This window comes from Streptomyces pinistramenti (assembly GCF_020564935.1).
GTDB lineage: Bacteria > Actinomycetota > Actinomycetes > Streptomycetales > Streptomycetaceae > Streptomyces > Streptomyces pinistramenti.
The window spans coordinates 26,650-45,057 of the sequence record NZ_JAJCXB010000027.1 but is presented as its reverse complement, the minus strand read 5'-3'; the positions used below and the strand labels follow the sequence as shown (position 1 = coordinate 45,057).

Annotated in this window: 16 protein-coding genes; 6 read left to right on the top strand and 10 right to left on the bottom strand. The window is 72.4% G+C overall.

Annotation, left to right across the window (positions count from 1 at the left end):
* Positions 1 to 6: 6 nt before the first annotated feature.
* Positions 7 to 1,368 (bottom strand): DUF6716 putative glycosyltransferase, encoded by a 1,362-nt coding sequence (locus tag LIU39_RS19665; protein ID WP_308409400.1) that lies wholly within the window; start codon positions 1,366 to 1,368, stop codon positions 7 to 9.
* A gap of 187 nt (positions 1,369 to 1,555) precedes the next feature.
* Here LIU39_RS19665 and LIU39_RS19660 point away from each other — a divergent pair, with 187 nt between their 5' ends.
* Genes LIU39_RS19660 through LIU39_RS19650 form a run of 3 tightly spaced genes read left to right on the top strand, consistent with a single transcriptional unit; the run spans position 1,556 to position 5,069 of the window.
* Positions 1,556 to 2,533: a glycosyltransferase family 2 protein gene (locus LIU39_RS19660; protein ID WP_227048079.1), complete on the top strand. Its 978-nt coding sequence runs from the start codon at positions 1,556 to 1,558 to the stop codon at positions 2,531 to 2,533.
* Entirely contained in the window at positions 2,533 to 3,882 is a 1,350-nt protein-coding gene (locus LIU39_RS19655) for an alpha-2,8-polysialyltransferase family protein (RefSeq protein ID WP_227048078.1), read from the top strand. The genes LIU39_RS19660 and LIU39_RS19655 overlap by 1 nt, the downstream gene beginning before the upstream one ends.
* Positions 3,879 to 5,069, top strand: coding sequence for an acyltransferase family protein (locus tag LIU39_RS19650; RefSeq protein ID WP_227048077.1), 1,191 nt, complete (start codon positions 3,879 to 3,881; stop codon positions 5,067 to 5,069). The genes LIU39_RS19655 and LIU39_RS19650 overlap by 4 nt, the downstream gene beginning before the upstream one ends.
* 27 nt (positions 5,070 to 5,096) lie before the next feature.
* On the opposite strand, the gene LIU39_RS19645 is transcribed toward LIU39_RS19650, so the two are convergent.
* Positions 5,097 to 5,795 (bottom strand): TetR/AcrR family transcriptional regulator C-terminal domain-containing protein, encoded by a 699-nt coding sequence (locus LIU39_RS19645; RefSeq protein ID WP_227048076.1) that lies wholly within the window; start codon positions 5,793 to 5,795, stop codon positions 5,097 to 5,099.
* A 37-nt stretch (positions 5,796 to 5,832) separates the two neighbouring features.
* Between LIU39_RS19645 and LIU39_RS19640 the strand changes: the two genes are divergently transcribed.
* On the top strand, positions 5,833 to 7,422 hold the full coding sequence (locus LIU39_RS19640; RefSeq protein ID WP_227048075.1) for an FAD-dependent monooxygenase: 1,590 nt from the start codon (positions 5,833 to 5,835) through the stop codon (positions 7,420 to 7,422).
* Positions 7,423 to 7,508: 86 nt separating this feature from the next.
* On the opposite strand, the gene LIU39_RS19635 is transcribed toward LIU39_RS19640, so the two are convergent.
* Positions 7,509 to 8,360 (bottom strand): MBL fold metallo-hydrolase, encoded by an 852-nt coding sequence (locus LIU39_RS19635; protein ID WP_227048074.1) that lies wholly within the window; start codon positions 8,358 to 8,360, stop codon positions 7,509 to 7,511.
* 535 nt (positions 8,361 to 8,895) lie between these two features.
* On the opposite strand from LIU39_RS19635, the gene LIU39_RS19630 reads away from it, so the two are divergent.
* A complete protein-coding gene (locus tag LIU39_RS19630) occupies positions 8,896 to 10,338 on the top strand; it encodes a DUF2079 domain-containing protein (protein WP_227048073.1) in 1,443 nt (480 codons plus the stop codon).
* A gap of 243 nt (positions 10,339 to 10,581) precedes the next feature.
* Here the strand turns inward: LIU39_RS19630 and LIU39_RS19625 are convergent, their stop codons facing one another.
* Positions 10,582 to 12,006: a GntP family permease gene (locus LIU39_RS19625; protein ID WP_227048072.1), complete on the bottom strand. Its 1,425-nt coding sequence runs from the start codon at positions 12,004 to 12,006 to the stop codon at positions 10,582 to 10,584.
* Positions 12,007 to 12,050: 44 nt separating this feature from the next.
* Positions 12,051 to 12,560: a gluconokinase gene (locus LIU39_RS19620; protein WP_227048071.1), complete on the bottom strand. Its 510-nt coding sequence runs from the start codon at positions 12,558 to 12,560 to the stop codon at positions 12,051 to 12,053.
* A 132-nt stretch (positions 12,561 to 12,692) separates the two neighbouring features.
* Here LIU39_RS19620 and LIU39_RS19615 point away from each other — a divergent pair, with 132 nt between their 5' ends.
* The gene (locus tag LIU39_RS19615; protein WP_227048070.1) at positions 12,693 to 13,394 is read left to right on the top strand and encodes a FadR/GntR family transcriptional regulator; all 702 of its coding nucleotides are present in this window, start codon (positions 12,693 to 12,695) and stop codon (positions 13,392 to 13,394) included.
* 31 nt (positions 13,395 to 13,425) lie between these two features.
* Here LIU39_RS19615 and LIU39_RS19610 read toward each other — a convergent pair whose 3' ends face one another.
* The 5 genes from LIU39_RS19610 to LIU39_RS19590 all read right to left on the bottom strand — a co-directional run bounded on the left by LIU39_RS19610 (position 13,426) and on the right by LIU39_RS19590 (position 18,063).
* Entirely contained in the window at positions 13,426 to 13,638 is a 213-nt protein-coding gene (locus LIU39_RS19610; protein WP_030981280.1) for a hypothetical protein, read from the bottom strand.
* Positions 13,639 to 13,663: 25 nt separating this feature from the next.
* Positions 13,664 to 14,296, bottom strand: coding sequence for a hypothetical protein (locus tag LIU39_RS19605; protein ID WP_227048069.1), 633 nt, complete (start codon positions 14,294 to 14,296; stop codon positions 13,664 to 13,666).
* Between the two features lie 42 nt (positions 14,297 to 14,338).
* Complete coding sequence (locus LIU39_RS19600) at positions 14,339 to 15,937, bottom strand: acyl-CoA mutase large subunit family protein (RefSeq protein WP_227048068.1); 1,599 nt, start codon at positions 15,935 to 15,937, stop codon at positions 14,339 to 14,341.
* 273 nt (positions 15,938 to 16,210) lie between these two features.
* Positions 16,211 to 17,227 (bottom strand): hypothetical protein, encoded by a 1,017-nt coding sequence (locus LIU39_RS19595; RefSeq protein WP_227048067.1) that lies wholly within the window; start codon positions 17,225 to 17,227, stop codon positions 16,211 to 16,213.
* A complete protein-coding gene (locus tag LIU39_RS19590) occupies positions 17,227 to 18,063 on the bottom strand; it encodes an RNA polymerase sigma factor (protein ID WP_227048118.1) in 837 nt (278 codons plus the stop codon). The genes LIU39_RS19595 and LIU39_RS19590 overlap by 1 nt, the downstream gene beginning before the upstream one ends.
* Between the last annotated feature and the right edge of the window lie 345 nt (positions 18,064 to 18,408).

Genomic DNA, 18,408 nt, shown 5'->3' with positions numbered 1-18,408 from the left:
GTGTGCTCACAGCTGCCCCCAGCGGCGGATGGCGGGGGCGACGCGCTGCACGCCGTGGCGGTAGGCGCCGCGGGCGGCGTCGCGGACCGTGTCGCGGGCGACCTTGCGCAGGCCGCCGGGGGTCTGCGGGCCGTCGGCCGCGTATCCGGCGAGCGGGGCGCCGTGCGGGTCAAGGCCGTGCCGGGCGAGGATGCCGGGGAGGTAACCGGGGGCGGTGCGCGGCGTGTAGTACGGGGTGATCGGCGGCAGGCGGTCTGCGGTGCGCAGCGCGGTGACCCGGTCGCGGGCGGCGTCGAAGGCCCGCTCGTATCCGCCGTCGGCCGCGACGCCCTGCCGGGCGAGCCAGGCGGGGTCGGGCTCGGGCCGGTGTCCGGCGTCGAGTTCGTCCCAGGAGGCGAGGCAGCCGGAGCCGAGGAAGTGGTGGTTGCCGAGCGCCTCGCGGATGCCGAGGTCGGTGAGGACGGCGGTGGGGATGCCGCGGTGCAGGGATTCCAGGGCGGCGGTGGAGCTGACCGTGACCATCAGGTCGGTGCGGTCCAGGATCTCGCCCATGTTGCCGTACACCAGGCGGCAGTTGGCGGGCAGTCCGCCGGGGATCTTGGCGGCGAGCTTCTGGTACGGCAGTTCCTCGATGTGTGTGGTGTGCTCGCCCGGCTTGCTGCGGAGCTTGATCAGCACCTCGCGGCCGGGGTGCCTGCGGGCGTGCTCGACGGCCCTGCGCAGCAGGTACGTACGGTCCGCGCGGCTGTCGGGCACGGAGGGCTGGGCGGCGAACACCACGGTGCAGGGGCGGTCCGTGCCGTCGGGGGCGCCGGTGTAGGGCGCGCCGCCGAGGAAGGGCAGGGCGCATTCGACGACGCTGCCCGGATCGGCGCCGACGCCGCGGTAGACCGCGCGGAAACGGTCCGCGTCGTGCCGGGAGTTGGCGAGTACGACGTCCGCGCCGTGCCGCAGCAGCAGCCCGTCGGCGAGCTTTTCGTAGACCACGCCGACGTATCCGGTGACCACGACGGGACGGCGGGCGGCCGCCGCGGTGCCGCTCTCCCAGGCGCGGGCGAGGCCGTGCAGCATCGCCTGCACCGCACCGCCGACGCAGGCCAGCACGACGACGTCGTACGGTGCGTCGGAGGCGGCGTCGTCCCTCATCAGGTCGAGGAAGTCGACGCCGCGGATTTCGCGCAGCTGCTCCGCACGGGCGCCGACTTCGTCGAGCTGGCGGACCGTGGGAGTGGCGCGGCCGCGCAGGAGGTAGCCGTCGAGCCGGACGTCCGGCTGGATTCGGTACGCTGTCAAAGCGCCCCATTTCCATCGGGTGTCCGAGTCGGCGAGTACGGCAACTCGCGGCGTAGAAGTGGTACGTGAGGGCACGTCGATGACGCTAGGAAGGCACGACGCTCGGCGGGCCAACCGGGAATCAACAAAGGGTTAACAGCGGGCCGACGAATGGCGAACCGACCCCGGAAGCAGCCTGGTTAACCATCCAGCCATTCTTCGTTCACCGCGAAGTTCACCTCCCGTAAAGACGAATGGCGGCGGCGCACCTAACGTCACCCGGGTGGTTAAGCTCTCCGTCATCGTGCCGTTCTACAACGTGCAGACATACGCGCCCGACACCCTGAAAAGCCTCGCGGCCAATGCCCGCGAGGACTTCGAATTCCTGCTCGTCGACGACTGCTCGCGCGACGAGACACCGCAGATCCTCCAGCGCGCCGAGCGCGAGCTGCCGGGTGCCAGGCTGCTGCGGCACGAGAAGAACGGCGGCCTCGCCACCGCCCGCAACACCGGCCTGGACGCGGCCCGCGGCGAGTACCTCGCCTTCCTCGACGGCGACGACTGGCTCGCGCCCGGCCACTTCGCCGAACTCCTGGCCGTAATAGAGGAGTTGGGTTGCGACTTCGTGCGCACCGACCACGTCCAGTGCACCGGGCGCACCCGCACCGTGCACCGCGTCCCGCACGGCAGGCGCGGGGTGGTCATGGACCCGCGCGCGGTGATCCTGCCGGCCGACCGCTCCACGTCCGTCGACTACGCCTACGCCTGGGCCGGCATGTACCACCGCAGGCTCCTCGACGACGGCGTGCTGCATTTCCGGGACGGGCTGCGCACCGCGGAGGACCGGCCGTGGATCTGGCGGCTGCACCGCGAGGCGTCGTCGATGGCGGTGGTCGGACTGCTCGGCGTCTTCTACCGGCGCGGGGTGGCGTCTTCGCTGACGCAGATCGGGGATGTGCGGCAATTGGACTTCATCCGCGCATTCGACCAGGTCATCGAGGAAACCGCGCGGGACCGTGACGCGGCGGAATTGCTGCCGAAGGCGGTCCGTACGTATTGCGCGATCATTTCCCACCATCTCGGTTCGATCGAACGGTTCGAACCGCAGGTCGCCCGCACTTTGCGCGATATGAGCGCCGCGGCCATGAAACGCATGCCGCAGGACCTACTGAAGGAAGCCTTGGAATCGATGGATGTGCAGCGTGCGTCCCGGCTGCGGCGGCTGCGCCGCAGGCCCGTCGCCACGGGGGTCGCCGCCTGATGACCGGCCGCTCCCTGACCCGGATCTTCCTGGTGTCCACCCTGTACGGCGCGGCGACCCTCGCCGCGGCCCTGGACAGCGACGCCTTCGCCCCGGCCGACCGCAGGCTGCTGCTGGTCTGCAACAACGCGACGACGCCCGAGACCGCCCCGGCCGTGGACACCATGCCGGGCTTCGACCGGCTGCGCGGCCGGTTCGACCGGGTGCTGTCGTGGAACGAGACGATCAGCCCCTTCCACCCCGGCGGCTGGTCGCCACGCCCCGACGACGTGCCGCTGTGGGAGCGGTACCTGCGGCTGCTGTGGGGCCTTGGCGACGACCGCGTCGAGCTGGTCGTCGAGTCCATCCAGGTCAACCCCGCCCTCGCGGTCTCCCAGCTGTTCCCGGACGCGCCGATCGACGTCTACGCGGACGGCCTGATGAGCTACGGCCCGACCCGCAACAAGCTCGATCCGCTCGTCGGCACCCGGATCGGCCGCCTGCTGCACCTGGACCTGGTGCCGGGCCTGACACCGCTGCTGCTCACCGAGTTCGGGGTGAAAGCGCACACCGTGCCGACCGCCGCGTTCACCAAGGTGCTCACCGAACTCGGCCAGGCCAGCGGCGAGTTGGACGTACCGGAGGGCGGCGCGCTGCTCCTGGGGCAGTACCTCTCCGCGCTGGGCATCCTCACGCCGCAGGAAGAAGAGGACCTGCACGTGCGGATGGTGCGCGGCGCCGTGACGCGCGGCCACCGCGAGGTGGTCTTCAAGCCGCACCCCTCGGCACCGGCCCGCTGGTCACGGCTCCTTGAGCGGGAGGCCGAGAAGCTGGACGTGACGCTGACGGTGCTGGAGCAGCCGGTGCTCGCCGAGGTGCTCTACGAGCGGATGCGGCCCGCACTGGTCGTCGGCTGCTTCTCCACCGCGCTGCTGACCGCGTCCGCCTTCTACGGCCTGCCGACCGCACGGACCGGCACCGGCCTCCTGCTGGAGCGGCTCACGCCGTACCAGAACAGCAACCGCATGCCGGTGACGATCGTGGACGCGCTGGTCCCCGACATCGGCGACGCGGACGGCGGCGCCCGCCGGGCCGCCGCACCGCCGACCGGCCTGGTCCAGGCGGTCGGCTACGCCATGCAGCACCAGATCCACCCGGGCCTGCGGCCGGCCGCCGAGCGCTACCTGACGGCCCATCTCGACCAGTACACCTGGCGCTACTTCAAGCGCCGCAGGCTCACCGCGCTGGGGCTGCCCGGCGCGATCCCCTCGCAGCTGTCGTTCCTGCCGCGCAACGCCGCCGTCCGCCGGGTGGCACGCCGCGCGCGGGCCGTACAGCGGCGCCTGAAGAAGCGGGCCGCATTCGGATGACGAGTCAGCTGACGGCCGCGGCGCCCGCGGCCCCGGAAGCGGCGGCCGCACCGGCCGGCCCGCCGGCCGGCACCCGGGGCCCGTCCCGGCTGCGGGCGCTGGACGGGCTGCGGCTGCTGGCCGCGCTGATGGTCGCCGGGTACCACTACGGTGGCCGGGACGGCGAGATCGCGACGGCCTGGGGCAGCTCGCCCGCCCACCAATTCCCCACCGTTTCCGGCCTGTTCGCGTACGGCTGCCTGGGCGTGCAGATCTTCTTCGTGATCAGCGGCTTCGTCATCTGCCTCAGCGGCTGGGCCCCACCCGTCGCCCGCCGCCACCCTTCATCGGGCCGGACTTCGCCCGGTCTGGCACACTTGCGCGCCTTCATCGCCTCCCGCGTCTCGCGCCTCTACCCCGCGTACTGGGTCGCCGTCCTCCTGGTCACCGCCGTCTTCGCGCTGCCCTGGGTGGCGTACAAGGCACTGCCGCCGGGTGATGTGCTGACGAACCTGACGATGCTTCAAATGCCGCTGGGCGTCCACCGGGTGCTCGGCGTGTGCTGGACACTCTGGGCCGAGATGCGGTTCTACGCGCTGTTCGCCCTCTGCGTCGTGCTGCCCGGCGCCACCCGCACCCGCGTCGTCCTCTTCTGCGCCGGCTGGACGCTGGCCGCCGCGCTCGCGCAGGCCGCCCACCAGCCGTTCCTGGACGTCGTCCTGATGCCGGAATACGCCCCGTTCTTCATCGGCGGCGTCGGCCTCTACCTGCTGCACCGCTACGGCGCCCGCGATCCGATCGCCTGGGCGATCGTGCTGGTCAGCTGGCTGATCGGGCAGCACTACGCGGTCGCGGGACTGTGGCACCCGGCGTCCACGGGCGGCTTCTCCTACCGTTCGGCGACCGGCATCATCGCGGTCGTCACCGTCGGCTTCGCGCTGGTCGCCGCCGTCGCGCTGGGCAAGCTGCACTGGGCGAACTGGCGCTGGCTGACCGTCGCGGGCGCACTGACCTACCCGTTCTATCTCGTGCACGAGCACCTGGGCTGGGTCGTCGTCCGCGCGTTGCACGTCGGCGCGGGACTGCCGTCGTACGCGACGCTGGTCCTGACCCTCGCCACGATGCTGGCGCTCGCGTGGGTGCTGCACCGCTGGGTGGAACGCCCGCTGACTCCCGCGCTGAAACGGGCCGTCAACCCGCGCCGCTGACCGGATCCGGCCGCCGGAGCGCGCGGATCAGCCGCCCGCCCCGGGCGCCAGGGTGGCCGCCACCCCGGCCACGATGATCCGCAGCCCCTTGTCGAAGCCGTCGTCCAGGTCGCCGAAGAACACCCGCCCGGCACGGGCGGCGAGCGGATAGGTGGCGCCGATCCGGCGTTCGCGGTCGTCCAGGTCGTAGGCCGGGTCGCGGCTTTCGGGCCTGCGCTGCTCCGGGGCACCGGGCTCCGGGTAGACCGACTGTTCCTCGATGACCACGCCGATCGTGTAGTTGTACGCGGTCCACCAGGCGTGGACCGCGTCGGGCAGGGTGAATCCGGCGTCGGTGAAGCGGTGCAGGATGGCGTCGAGCGGCGCCGCGTAGCTCTGGTCGGTCATCCGGGTGCCGCTGAAGACCTTGCCGCCGTCGCGGTGGCCGAGCAGTTCGCGGCGGAGCGCCGAGCAGGTGACGTGCAGGGCGTCCTGCCAGGTCGCGCCGAGCAGGTCGGGGGCGCCGTCGCCCTCCCCGGCCATGAACCGCTCCGACATCCGCCGGAACATCTCGGTGGCCATTTCGTCCAGCAGCTCCTGCTTGTTCCTGAAGTGCCAGTAGAGCGCGGGCGCCTGGACGTTCAGCTCCTTCGCGATGCGGCGCAGGGTGAGGCCGTCGAGGCCCACGTCGTTCAGCAGCCGCAGGGCGGTATCGACCACCCGTTTCCGGTCAATTCGCGATGCCATGTTGACAACTTAACACCGTTAAGCGCACGCTCGAAACATGGAACTTAACAATGTTAAGGACGCTGAAGACGCTGCCGCCACCCGGACCACCGAACCGTCCGCCACCGCCGAATCACCCGTGGACGTACTGATCTCCGGCGCGGGCCCCACCGGCATCGCCCTCGCCATCGACCTCGCCAGGCGCGGCGTCACCGCCCTCCTCGTCGAACGCCAGGACCGCCTCTCCCCCGGAGCCCGCGGCACCGGCATCCAGCCGCGCACCCAGGAGGTCTACGAAGACCTCGGCGTCATCGACGCCGCACGGGCCAACGGCGGCCGGTACCCGAAGATGGCCCACTGGGCGGACGGCCGCATGATCGCCGAGACCGACATGATCATCGGGAGCGAGCCGACCCCCGCGGCGCCGTATGCCAGCGCCCTGATGATCCCGCAGTGGCGCAATCTGGAAGTGCTGCGCGACCGCCTGACGGAGCTGGGCGGCAGCGTGCTCCTGAACACCGAACTCACCGGCTTCGAGCAGGACGCGCACGGCGTCCGCGGCCGGCTCCGCGCCACCGACGGCAGCGTCCGCACGGCCCACGCGCGCTACCTGGTGGCGGCCGACGGCGGCCGCAGCACGGTCCGCAGGACGATCGGCGTCGGGATGGGCGGCCCCTCGCTGCCGTCGGGCGCAGCGCTCCTCGCCGACCTGGCCATCGACGGCCTGGACCGCGAGCACTGGCACCGCTGGGAGCGGCCGGGCGGCGGCTTCGTCATGCTCCTCCCGCTCGCCGGCACCGACCACTTCCAGTGCTACGTCGTCGACGGATCCGAGCCCGACACCGACCCGGATGCGGTCCGCGCCGCGGTCGCCGCCCACACCCACCTCACGGTGGCGCAGATCCGCGAGGTCGTCTGGTCCTCGGTGTTCCGCCCCAAGGCCGGGATGGCCGACAGCTTCCGCGCAGGCCGGGTCTTCCTGGCGGGCGACGCCGCGCACATCCACTCCCCGGCCGGCGGCCAGGGCCTCAACACCAGCGTCCAGGACGCCTACAACCTCGGCTGGAAGCTCGGCCAGGTCCTGCGGCACGGCGCCCCCGACTCCTTGCTCGACAGCTACGAAGCCGAGCGCCGCCCGATCGCCGCCCGAATCCTGGAGACCAGCACCCGGCTGCACCGCTCCGGCACGATGAAGCGCGGCCGCGACCTGCACCAACTCGACATCGGCTACCCGGAAGGCCCGCTCACCCGCGAACTGCGCCCGGCCGTGCCCGGGGGCACCGCGCGGGCCGGCGACCGCGCGCCCGACGCCCCCTGCACCACCCCCGACGGCACCCCCGTCCGCCTCTTCGACCTCTTCCGCGGCCCGCACTTCACCCTGCTGGTCCTCGGCGAAACCGATCTCGACACCACCGCGCTCCCCGCCGACCCTGCCCTGCTCCGCACCGTCCGCGCGGCCGGGCCCGCCCCCCACCTCCTCGACCCCGACGGCCACCTCGGCAACGCCTACGGCACCGCCCCCGCCCTCTACCTCATCCGCCCCGACGGCTACATCGCCACGGCCGCCCCCGCCGACGAGGCCACCGCCCACGCTGCCGAGGCCCTGCGCCCGTACCTCGCGGGCGTCGGCACCCGGCCGGTGCGCTGATTCCTGGTCGGCCGGCCCGTCGACCGATGGTTGGCCACGCTGCGCCCTGGTCCGCCCGCCTTGGTTTGATGACGGTCAGGCGTGTCTCAGGCGAGTAGGCCCAGGCCGCTGTACCACAGCGGTCCCGGGTTGAGCCGGTTGCTGTGGAGCTTCATCATCTCGTCGAAGAATTCCAGCGGGGTCGGGTTGTCGGCGAGGAGCCGGATCGTGTCCCGCAGGTACTGGCGGGTCTCGTCAAGGATCTTCGGGTCGTCGGGCAGGTCCTTGTTCTTGTGGCCGGCGACCACGTGGCGCGCGTTGAGGCCGGCGATTCGGTCGATCCCGTCGAGCCACGCCTGGAGGCCCCCGTTGCCGCCTTCGAGCATCATCTGGTGCACGCCGTTGTAGACGACGTCTCCCGCGACGACAAGGCCGATCGACGGCACGTGGAGTACGGAGCTGTCATCCGTGTCGGTGTGGCCGGTCTCCACCGCGCGCAGGAGCCGGCCCTCCAGCCGGAAGCCGTCGGCCGGCACGGGGACGGCGAGCACCGGGGTGTTCTCCGGAACCTGGGGGAAGGAGTTCGCGAACCCCTCCTCCTTCCCCTTCAGCTGTTCGCGCATCTGCCGGATGGTGCCCTCGGTGGCGTATACGACGGTGCCGGCGTCGCCGAACTGCTCCAGCAGCGTCGCGGTTCCGAACCAGTGGTCGGGGTGGCCGTGGGTGATGTACACACACGCAAGGCGCTTGCCGGAGCGTGCCACGCCCTCCGCGACCTGCGCGATCTGGCCTTGGGTCAGTGGCGGGTCCACCAGGACCGCGTCCTGCTCCCCGTAGATCAGAGTGGACGAAATCGGCGAGGAGACGATCCCGTCCCCGTTCGGCAGTCGCAGACCGGTCTTCCTGGGAACGCCGTCCGAGACGAGGACCTCGTAGGACAGAGCGACGGGCTCGGGCATTTCGATGCCTCTCACATGGCGGGTGCATCCGTAGACCACTCTCGTGCACCGGGCGGCGGCATGCCCGGCGAGGACGCACCGCCGGCATCAGGGACTCCGCCGGCACAACAACCCGGGCTGCTCCAGCCGGGCCGGCCGGCCAACCAGGAATCGTGAGGGCCGTCCAACGGCCGACGTCACACCGTACGGACGGTCCCCCGGCGCGTCCCTTCCCGGCCGACGGCCCGTACTGGCGACCTAAACTCCCGTGGCGGCATCGCCACGCACGCCGCGGCGGCCGAGCACCGGACATCCCGTCAGCCCGCGACGGGTGGCGAAACTTCCCGGCGGGCCGAGCACAGGTGGGGCGATGGCGGAGTCAGCGGAACGGACAGGCGAGAGCCTGTGTCTGAACCCCGGTCGGATCAGCGCACGTCGTCCGGTGCGGGCGAAGGGCATACGTCCGGGGGCGGGCCGCATACCCAGGGCCCGGGAAGCAGCAGAGCGCCGCGAGCGCCGCCCGGCGTTCCGCGAGCGCCTTCCCGGGCCACGCACCATGGGCTGGTCCCTCACCGCGGCCTGCTTCGTCCTCTACACCCTCGTCTCGCTCCTCAGAAACGACCGCATGCTCAACGCGGGCTACGACCTGGGGATATTCGAGCAGGCGATCCGCGCCTACGCACACGGCCAGGCCCCGGTCGTGGAGCTGAAGGGCCCGGGGTTCAACCTGCTCGGCGATCACTTCCACCCGATCCTGGCGCTCGTCGCCCCCGTGTACCGGCTGTTCCCCGGCGCCGTCACGCTGCTCGTGGTGCAGGCCGCCCTGATGGCGCTGGCCTGCTATCCGCTCACCCGGTGGGCGCACCGCGCGGCCGGGCCGGTCGCGGGTCTGGTCGTCGGCTGCGGCCTGGGCGCCTCGTGGGGCATCGCCGCGGCGGTCACCAAGGACTTCCACGAGATCTGCTTCGCGGTCCCGATGCTCGCCTTCAGCGTGACGGCGCTGGGGCAGCGGCGATGGCGGGCGGCGGTGGCCTGGGCGCTGCCGCTGCTCCTGGTGAAGGAGGACCTCGGGCTCACGCTGGCCGCGATCGGCGGCTACGTGATCTGGCAGGCGGCGCGGGACCGGCGCAACGCACCGGAGGATCAGCCCCGTTGGCCGTTCCGGCTCGGGCTCGCCGTCGTCGTGGCCGGGGTGGCGGGCACGGCCGTGGAGATGCTGGTCCTGCTGCCCGCCATGAATCCGCACGGCGGCTTCGACTACTGGCAGCAGATGCCGGGCGGCGGGTCGCCCTCCGGCGGCCTGGGCGGCCTCGCATCGGCCGGGCTGCACCTTTTCTGGCCGCCGATGAAGTGGCTGCTGCTGTTCATGCTCGCCGCGCCCACCGCGTTCTACGGCCTGCGCTCGCCGCTGACGCTGCTGTGCCTGCCCACCCTCTGCTGGCGGCTGTTCGCCGGCAACGAGCACTACTGGCAGCCGAATTTCCACTACAACGCCGTCCTGATGCCGATCGTCTTCGCGGGCCTGATCGACGTACTCCACCGGCGGCCCGAGCTGCTGCCGGGCCGCAGGCGCCGCCAGGTCCTGGCCTTCTCCGCCGCGTTCACGGCAATCGCCGCGGCCGTCTACCCCTTCCACGACCTGGTGCTGCCATCCGCCTGGCGCACCCCCGCCCATGTCCGCGCCGCCGAGCGGGTGCTGGAGCGGATTCCGGACGGCGCGCGGGTCGCCTCGTCGAACCGGCTGGCGCCGATGCTGACCGGCCGCACCACCGTCAGCCTGGTCTGCTTCGGCACCGGACCCGACCCGGCCGCGCCCACCGGCCTCCCGGCCGACCTGCCCGGCTGGGTGGTCTCCGACCGGCACGACCCCACCGTCAAGACCCCGTGCCCGGCGGCCGGCACCGCCCGCATGCTCGACCTCTACCGCGCCCACGGATACCGCGAGGTCGCCCGGGAGGACGGCATCACCCTCCTGAAACGCCCGTCGGCGGCGCCGTGACCTCGTGGAAGGACGGATGACGTAAGGCCACGCTGCGGGGCTGCCCCTGGAACCGGCAACGCGCACGGGGCCGTACCGGCGAAGTCGCCGGTACGGCCCCGTGCGGGGTTCCGGGCCCTCGCGGGGGAACGAGGGCCCGGAGCGGACGGGCGCCGGGGGGATGGCGCCCGGGGCGGCCGGTGTGCCGCCCGGTGGGTTTCGGGCCGGCCGTGAGGACCGGCGGCCTGCCGTGCGGAGCCTCGCCTACAACACCAGCGACAGCAGCAGCACGCAGCCGATCCCGACGACCGAGATCAGCGTCTCCATGATCGACCAGGTCTTGAACGTCTGGCCGACGCTCATCCCGAAGTACTCCTTGACCAGCCAGAATCCGGCGTCGTTGACGTGGCTGAAGAACACCGAGCCGGTGCCGATGGCCAGGACCAGCAGGGCGACATGGGTGGTGCTCAGGTCCGCGGCGAGCGGGGCGACCAGGCCGGCCGCGGAGATCGTGGCGACCGTGGCGGAGCCGGTCGCGAGCCGGATGGCGACCGCGATCAGCCAGGCCAGCAGCAGCGCGGAGATGTTCCAGTCCTTGGAGATCTCCAGGATCATCTGGCCGACGCCGGAGTCCACCAGCGTCTGCTTGAAGCCGCCGCCCGCGCCGACGATCAGCACGACACCGGCGATCGGTCCGAGCGACTTCTCGACGGTCGAGGCGATCTTGCCCTTGGTGAATCCGGCCGGCCGGCCCAGCGTGAACATCGCGACGATGACACCGGCGAGCAGCGCGATCATCGGTGAGCCGACCACGTCGAAGACCCGCTGGACGGAGTCCTTCGGATCGTCGACGACGATGTCCACCAGCGCCTTGGCCAGCATCATCACGACCGGCAGCAGCACGGTGGCGACGGTGACGCCGAAGCCGGGCCGCCGGGTCAGCCCGTCCGAAGGCCGCCCGGATCCGTCGCCGGGACCGTCCGAGCGCTGGAGCATCTTCTCGGGCGCCGGGATGTCGACCCAGCGGGCCGCGTAACGGGAGAAGACCGGGCCGGCGATGATCGCGGTGGGGATCGCGACGACGACGCCGAGCGCGAGGGTGATACCGAGGTTGGCGCCGACCGCGTCGATCGCGACCAGCGGGCCGGGGTGCGGCGGGATCATGCCGTGCATGACCGACAGGCCGGCCAGCGCGGGGATGCCGATGCGCATCAGCGAGAAGTTGCCGCGCTTGGCGACCAGCAGCACGACCGGGATCAGCAGCACGATGCCGACCTCGAAGAAGATCGGCAGCCCGACGACACAGGCGATCAGCACCATCGCCCAGGGCATCGACCGCCGGCTCGCCCTGGCCAGGATCGTGTCGACGATCACGTCGGCGCCGCCCGAGTCGGCGAGCAGCTTGCCGAGGATCGCGCCGAGGGCGATCAGCACGCCGGTGCCGGCGACGGTGTCCCCGAGACCTGCGGAGAAGCTGGCGATGGCCTTGTCGAGCGGCGCACCGGCAACCGCCCCGAGCACCAGCGAGCCGATGATCAGCGACAGGAAGGCGTGCAGCTTGAACTTGGTGATGAGCAGGACGATGACGGCGATGCCGGCCAGAACGGCGATGCCCAGCTGCGCATGACCGGCCGAGGTGATCGGCGGGGCCACGTCCGCTGCGAGCATCTCCACGCTGAGATGAGTCACGGCGATTCCTTGAAGGGGGGAAGGGGAGGGAGGCCCTCGGCGGCTCAGACCGCCGGAGCGTGCAGCGCGTCGGCGGCCCGTGCGGCGATCTCTTCGGGCGTGCCGCTGACGTCCACGCAGACGCCGCGCTCGTCGGGCCCGAGCGGTTCGAGGGTGGCGAACTGCGAGTCGAGCAGCGCGGTGGGCATGAAGTGCCCCTGTCGTTCGGTCATCCGCGCTTCGATCAGCGCGCGGTCTCCGGTCAGGTGCAGGAAGACCAGGCCGGGTGCGGCGGCGCGGAGCCGGTCGCGGTAGCGGCGCTTGAGCGCGGAGCAGCTGACCACGCCGCCCTGGCCGGCCCGTGCGTGCGCCCAGGCGCCGATGGCGTCCAGCCAGGGGCCGCGGTCGGTGTCGTCGAGCGGGGTGCCGGCCGACATCTTGGCGATGTTGGCCGGGGGATGGAAGTCGTCGCCCTCGGCGTAGGTCACACCCAGTTCGGCGGCCACCAGCGGGCCGATCGTCGTCTTGCCGGTGCCGGCCACTCCCATCACGACGATGACGTGGGGCGTGCTCATCCCGTGTACCTCGCTGTCTTCTTCGACCTCGGTATGACACCCCACTGAAACCCATTAGGTACGACTTATTCAAGACCTTGTGGCGAAAACGTCATACTTAACGGCGCCCGGCCCGGAAAGTAGGGTGATCCCATGGAGAACCAGGGGAAGGGACTGCACGGACGGGTGCTCGAATCCCTCGGTCCGGCGATCACCGCGGGCGACTACCCTCCGGGCACGGTCCTGCGCACCGACGAACTCGAAGAGCGCTTCGACGTCTCGCGCACGGTCATCCGCGAGGCCATCCGCGTCCTGGAGTCCATGCAACTGGTGGCATCCCGCCGCCGGGTCGGCGTCACCGTCCGCCCCACCGAGGAGTGGAACGTCTACGACCCGAGGGTGATCGGCTGGCGCCTGGCCGGCCGGGACCGCCCCCGCCAGCTCCGCTCCCTGACCGTGCTGCGCTCGGCCGTCGAACCGGTCGCGGCCGGTCTCGCGGCCATCCACGCCACCCCCGAACAGTGCGCCGACCTGACCGAGCAGGCCATGGGCATGGTCGCCACCTCACGCGGCCAGCAGCTCGACAGATACCTGGTGCACGACATGGCCTTCCACCATGTGGTGCTGACCGCGTCGGGCAACGAAATGTTCGCGCGGCTCGGCGACGTGGTCGCCGCGGTACTGACCGGCCGCACCCAGCACCACGTGATGTTCACCGACCCCGACCCCGCCGCGGTCTCCCTGCACGTGCAGGTGGCGGAGGCGGTACGGGTCGGCGACGCGGCGCGGGCCGAGTCGCTGACGCGGGAGATCACGGTGGGCGCGATGGCTGAACTGGACGTCCTGGCACCGTAGTTGAAGCGGCGGCGGCCCTACAGGTCCCGCCTCAGAACAGCGGCTGCTGACCGGGAATCGGCGGCTCTTCCGGATCGAAGAGCTTCTCCGCCGGAGCCATCATCGGGGCGATCCGGCGCGACCCCGGGCAGGAGATCAGCTCCAGCACCGTCCGCCGCCCCGGCGGGTCGTGACGGGCGAAGCGGCCGCCGACAACGGCGATCTCTCGGGTGCAGACGGGGCACGCGCGGCGGGGTGACGACATGAGACCAGTTTGACGCAGTCCCGGATCAGGTCAGCTCACAGGTCACCAGATCGCGGACCCGGGCGGCCAGCGCCCACGCGCCCGGGTCCGCGTCGAGCCCGGTCCGCTCGGCGGCCGCCACCAGACGCAGCAGGTCCGCCGCCCACGCCCCGCAGGCCCGCTCCGCCGAGCCCGTACGCGCGAAGCCGCGGTCCAGGAGCCCGCGGACGACCTCGTCGGGACGGCCCCTGCGGACCGCCTTGACCGCGCCGACCGCGTTGGCCAGCGCGCTCACCGGAGGCGGCCAGCCACCGCCCGTCGGAGCCGGCGGCCGGGCGGGACCTGCGGCCCGTATCTCCAGATCCAGCCGCCGGAACAGCGGCAGGTCACGGAAGAAGTAGGTCAGCAGCCTGCGGTCGGCGCTGCCATGGAAGTCCGGATCGCTGCGCGCGGTCAGCAGCGGCTGCGCCCGCCCCAGCTGGTCGCCCACACCGGCGACCAGCGCGGCGAACCGCTCACCCGGGACCGTCCACCGCAGGTCGATGTCGCTGAAGCGGTCGTACGTGCCCGACGCCAGGGAGCCGCGCAGCTCGGTCCGCCCCTCGGGACAGCTCGCCCCCAGCACTCCGGCGAACCGGCCCAGCGCCTCGCCGGGATCCCCGCCGATCCCACGTCCCACCTGCCCGAACTCCCCTCCGTCGCCTTGCACGTGGCGCTCCCCCTAAGTGGTGTCCCGCGGCGTATACGTCCCCCAGACCTCGCGCAGCGCGTCGCAGACCTCGCCGACCGTCGCCGACCTGCACAGCGCCTCGCGCATCGGGTAGAGCACATTGTCCGTCCCGTCGGCGGCCCGCCGCAGCCCGGACAGCGCCGCCGTCACCGCGGCACCGTCCCGTCCGGCCCGCAGGGCGGCCAGGCGGCGGACCTGCCGGGCCTCGATCTCCGGGTCGACGCGCAGCGGCTCGTAGGGCTCCTCCTCGTCCAGCCGGAAGCGGTTGACGCCGACGACGACCCGCTCACCGGCGTCCGTCTCCTGCGCGATGCGGTACGCGTTGCGCTCGATCTCCCCCTTCTGGAAACCCTGCTCGACAGCCGCCACCGCACCGCCCAACTCCTCAACCCTCTCCATGAGCTGAAGGGCCGCCGCCTCCAGCTCGTCGGTCATCGATTCGATCGCGTAGGACCCGGCGAACGGATCGACGGTGGCCGTGACGTCGGTCTCGTACCGGAGGATCTGCTGGGTGCGCAGCGCCAGCCGCGCCGAGGTGTCCGTGGGCAGCGCGAGCGCCTCGTCGAAGGCGTTGGTGTGCAGCGACTGGGTGCCGCCGAGCACCGCGGCGAGCCCCTGGAGGGCGACCCGTACGAGGTTGGTCTCCGGCTGCTGGGCGGTGAGCTGGACGCCGGCGGTCTGGGCGTGGCAGCGCAGCATCAGCGACCTGGGGTTCTCCGCGCCGAACCGCTCCCTCATCACCCGCGCCCACATCCTGCGCGCGGCACGGAACTTGGCGACCTCTTCGAGGAGGGTGGTGCGCGCGACGAAGAAGAACGAGAGCCGCGGCGCGAAGTCGTCGACGTCCATGCCCGCGGCGACGGCGGTGCGGACGTAGGCGATGGCGTTGGCGAGGGTGAAGGCGACCTCCTGCACGGGCGAGGCGCCGGCTTCCGCCAGGTGGTAGCCGGAGACGGAGATGGTGTTCCAGCGCGGGATCTCGGCCCGGCAGTACCGGAAGATGTCGGCGGTCAGCCGCAGGGAAGGGGCGGGCGGGAAGATGTAGGTACCCCGGGCGATGTACTCCTTGAGCACGTCGTTCTGGATGGTCCCGGTCAGCCGGTCTCCCGTCACTCCCTGTCCTTCCCCCACGAGTTGGTAGAGGAGGAGCAGGGGTGCGGCGGGGGCGTTGATGGTCATCGACGTCGAGACGCGGTCCAGCGGGATGCCGTCGAAGAGCGTCCGCAGGTCATCGGCCGAGTCGACGGCGACGCCGACCCTGCCGACCTCGCCGCTCGCGAGCGGCGCGTCCGAGTCGTACCCCATCTGCGTCGGCAGATCGAAGGCGACCGACAGGCCGGTCGTGCCGTGGGCGATCAGCTGCCGGAAACGGGAGTGGGACTCGGCCGCGGTGCCGAAGCCTGCGTACTGGCGCATGGTCCAGGGGCGGCCGGTGTACATCGACGGATGGACGCCGCGGGTGAACGGGTAGCCGCCGGGGTCGCCGAGGCTGCGCCGGGGATCCCAGCCGTCGAGCGCTTCGGGCCCGTACACCGGCGCGATCGGCAGACCGCTCTCGGTGCGCCGGACGCCGTCGGACTCGCCTGCCATGCCTCCCGCCTCCTGCCGGACGGCCGGGGCGCTCCGTGCGGGGCGACGTGCCGGGGCCGCATTCCCAGCGTGCCCGCAGGGGCGGCACGGCGCACACCGGGACGGCGGGGGTGCCGGAGGTACCGGGGGAAGTGGGGGGCGCGGGCAGGGCCGGGGGAACGTGCCCCGCCCGCGCCATGTGCGCGAAGCCGTGGGTACGGGGGGAACCCGGGCCTGCGCGCAGCCGATGACCAGTCGGCTTCATTCAGTACTGCGCCGGGGGCCGAAAAAACGTCACACCTTACGGAGCGCCGGGAGGCTCGGGGCCCGCACGGTGGTGCTGCCGGAGGGCTCGGGCGATCCGGTGCCCCCGCTCTGACCTGGGGTGGAGCCCGGTCCGGGGGTCGGGTGGTGGTCGTCGTCCTCGTCGTGGCCGCCGTTCTGGCCGCCGTTCTGGCCGTTGCCCGGGTGGCTGCCCGAGCCGGACCCGGCGGGGTACTTCTTGAGGTAGGCGCGGCAGAACGCGTGGATCTTGGCCGGGCCGCCGGCGGCGCGTTCGAGGCGCCGGAGGGTGTCGCGGTCCATCTCGCCGCGCTTGCCCGCCTGGTAGTCGCGGCAGAGCGACGCGACGAAGGCACGCCGGTCGGCCCCGCCCTCGCCCGAGGTCTGCCCGCCGTTGCCCGAGCCCGCGGTGGCGCCGTCCTTGCCCGAGCCGTCGCCTGGGGTGTGGTCCGGGGTGGGCGGTCCCGAGGTGCCGCCCGACGGGACGTCGGGTGACTGCGAGGCCGCCGGGTCGGTCGGGTCCTGGCCGGGGGGCGTCGTCTCCGGGGACTGGGTACCGCCTTCGGGGACCGTGCCGGGCTCCTCGCTCTCCAGGGTGCCGGGGGTGACCGCGGCGGAGACGCTGGCTCCGGGCTCGGGGTCCGTGCCGCCGCCGCGGAACGGCGTGGGCAGCACGCCCGTACCGGCGGCGACGGCGACCCCGCCGATGGCGCAGGCCGCCAGCGCCACGACCAGGGCGCGCCGGAACGGGCGGGCGAATGTGGTGCGTTCGGGCCGGCCGGCCCCGGTAGCGGTGCGGATCTCCGCCGTCCGCGTACCGGCCCCGCCGGGCCCGGCCTGCGCCGTGCGGAAGGCGGCGAGTGCGGCTTCCTCCCCCGGCAACGCTGCCGGTCCGGCCGCGCCCGCCGCGGCGTCCAGCAGCTGTGCGAGTTCCCTGGCGCCGTCGCCCGCGGTGGAGCCGACCGGCTCGCCGCGCAGCAGTCGCTCCGCGGCATCGTCGTCGAGCCAGCTGTACCGGTCGTCGGCCATCACATGTCCTTCTGCGTTCGCGCGGCCGTTTCCGTCACACCGGGTACGTACGATTCCGCGACGCCGTCCCGGCGTCTTCGTCCCTGTGCGGGCACCCCGCCCATCGTTCCACCACCCCCGCGCGGACCGCGTTCCGGCCGGTCGGACGGGGTGCCTGCGCGCTGTTCCGTGCTGTTGCCCGGGGCGCCGGGCGGGGCGGGTGAGGTGCCGTTCGCGCCGGGTGCCGGGCCGTCGCAGGGCGCTTGCGCGCCGTTGGCCGCCGCTTCCGTGGCGTCGTCCGTGCCGGGGTCGCCGGTGAGCATTTCGGCGAGCCTGCGCAGTCCGCGGTGGGCCGCGGTCCGTACCGCGCCGGGCCGCTTGCCGAGGACCTGGGCGGTGCTCTTGGCGTCGAGTCCGACCACCACCCGCAGCACGACGGCCTCGGCCTGGTCCTGCGGGAGACGGGCTATCAGCCCGAGGGTGCGGCCGGTGCCGAGGGCTTCGAGTGCCTCGCCCGCGGTGTCGGACGCGGCGGGCGTATCGGCGAGTTCGCTTTCGTCGCCGCAGGTCGCGGGGCGCCTGCCGCGCATCCGTATGTGGTCGAGCGCACGGTTGCGGGCGATGCGGGCGGCCCAGCCGCGGAACCGGTCCGCGTCTCCGCTGAAGCGGGCGAGATCGCGGGTGATCTGCAGCCAGGCTTCGGAGGCGACATCCTCCGCGTCCGCTTCACCCACCAACGTCCGTACATATCCGAGAAGTCGGGGATGTACGGCACGGTAGACGACGCGGAACGCCGCTTCGTCACCGTCCTGTGCCGCTTGCACGGCAACGGTCAGCCGGCTGTCGTCCGGCTGAATGTCGTCCCCTCGCACGGATCCATCCTGTCGCATGCGGAACGTCCGCTGCCCGGTCCTTGCCGATTCACTGCTTCCCCGCTCACCACGGCGCCGGGCGGCCCACCGCAGCTCGCGGCGCCCCCGGAACCGCCGGTAACCCGGATGTTCCCGCTGACGGTAACCCGCCTGGTCATCGGCTCCGCACCCGGGCCGGGCCGTGGCACGTTACGGGCCCGGCACGGCCGCCGTCCAGACCACGAGCGGTGCCCCCGCCCACACCCCCTGTGACGCTTTCGGGCCGTCCGGCGCTGTATCGAATAGGGGCCCTCGCCGGCCCCTCCGTGAACGACGGCCGGGGCCTCTCCT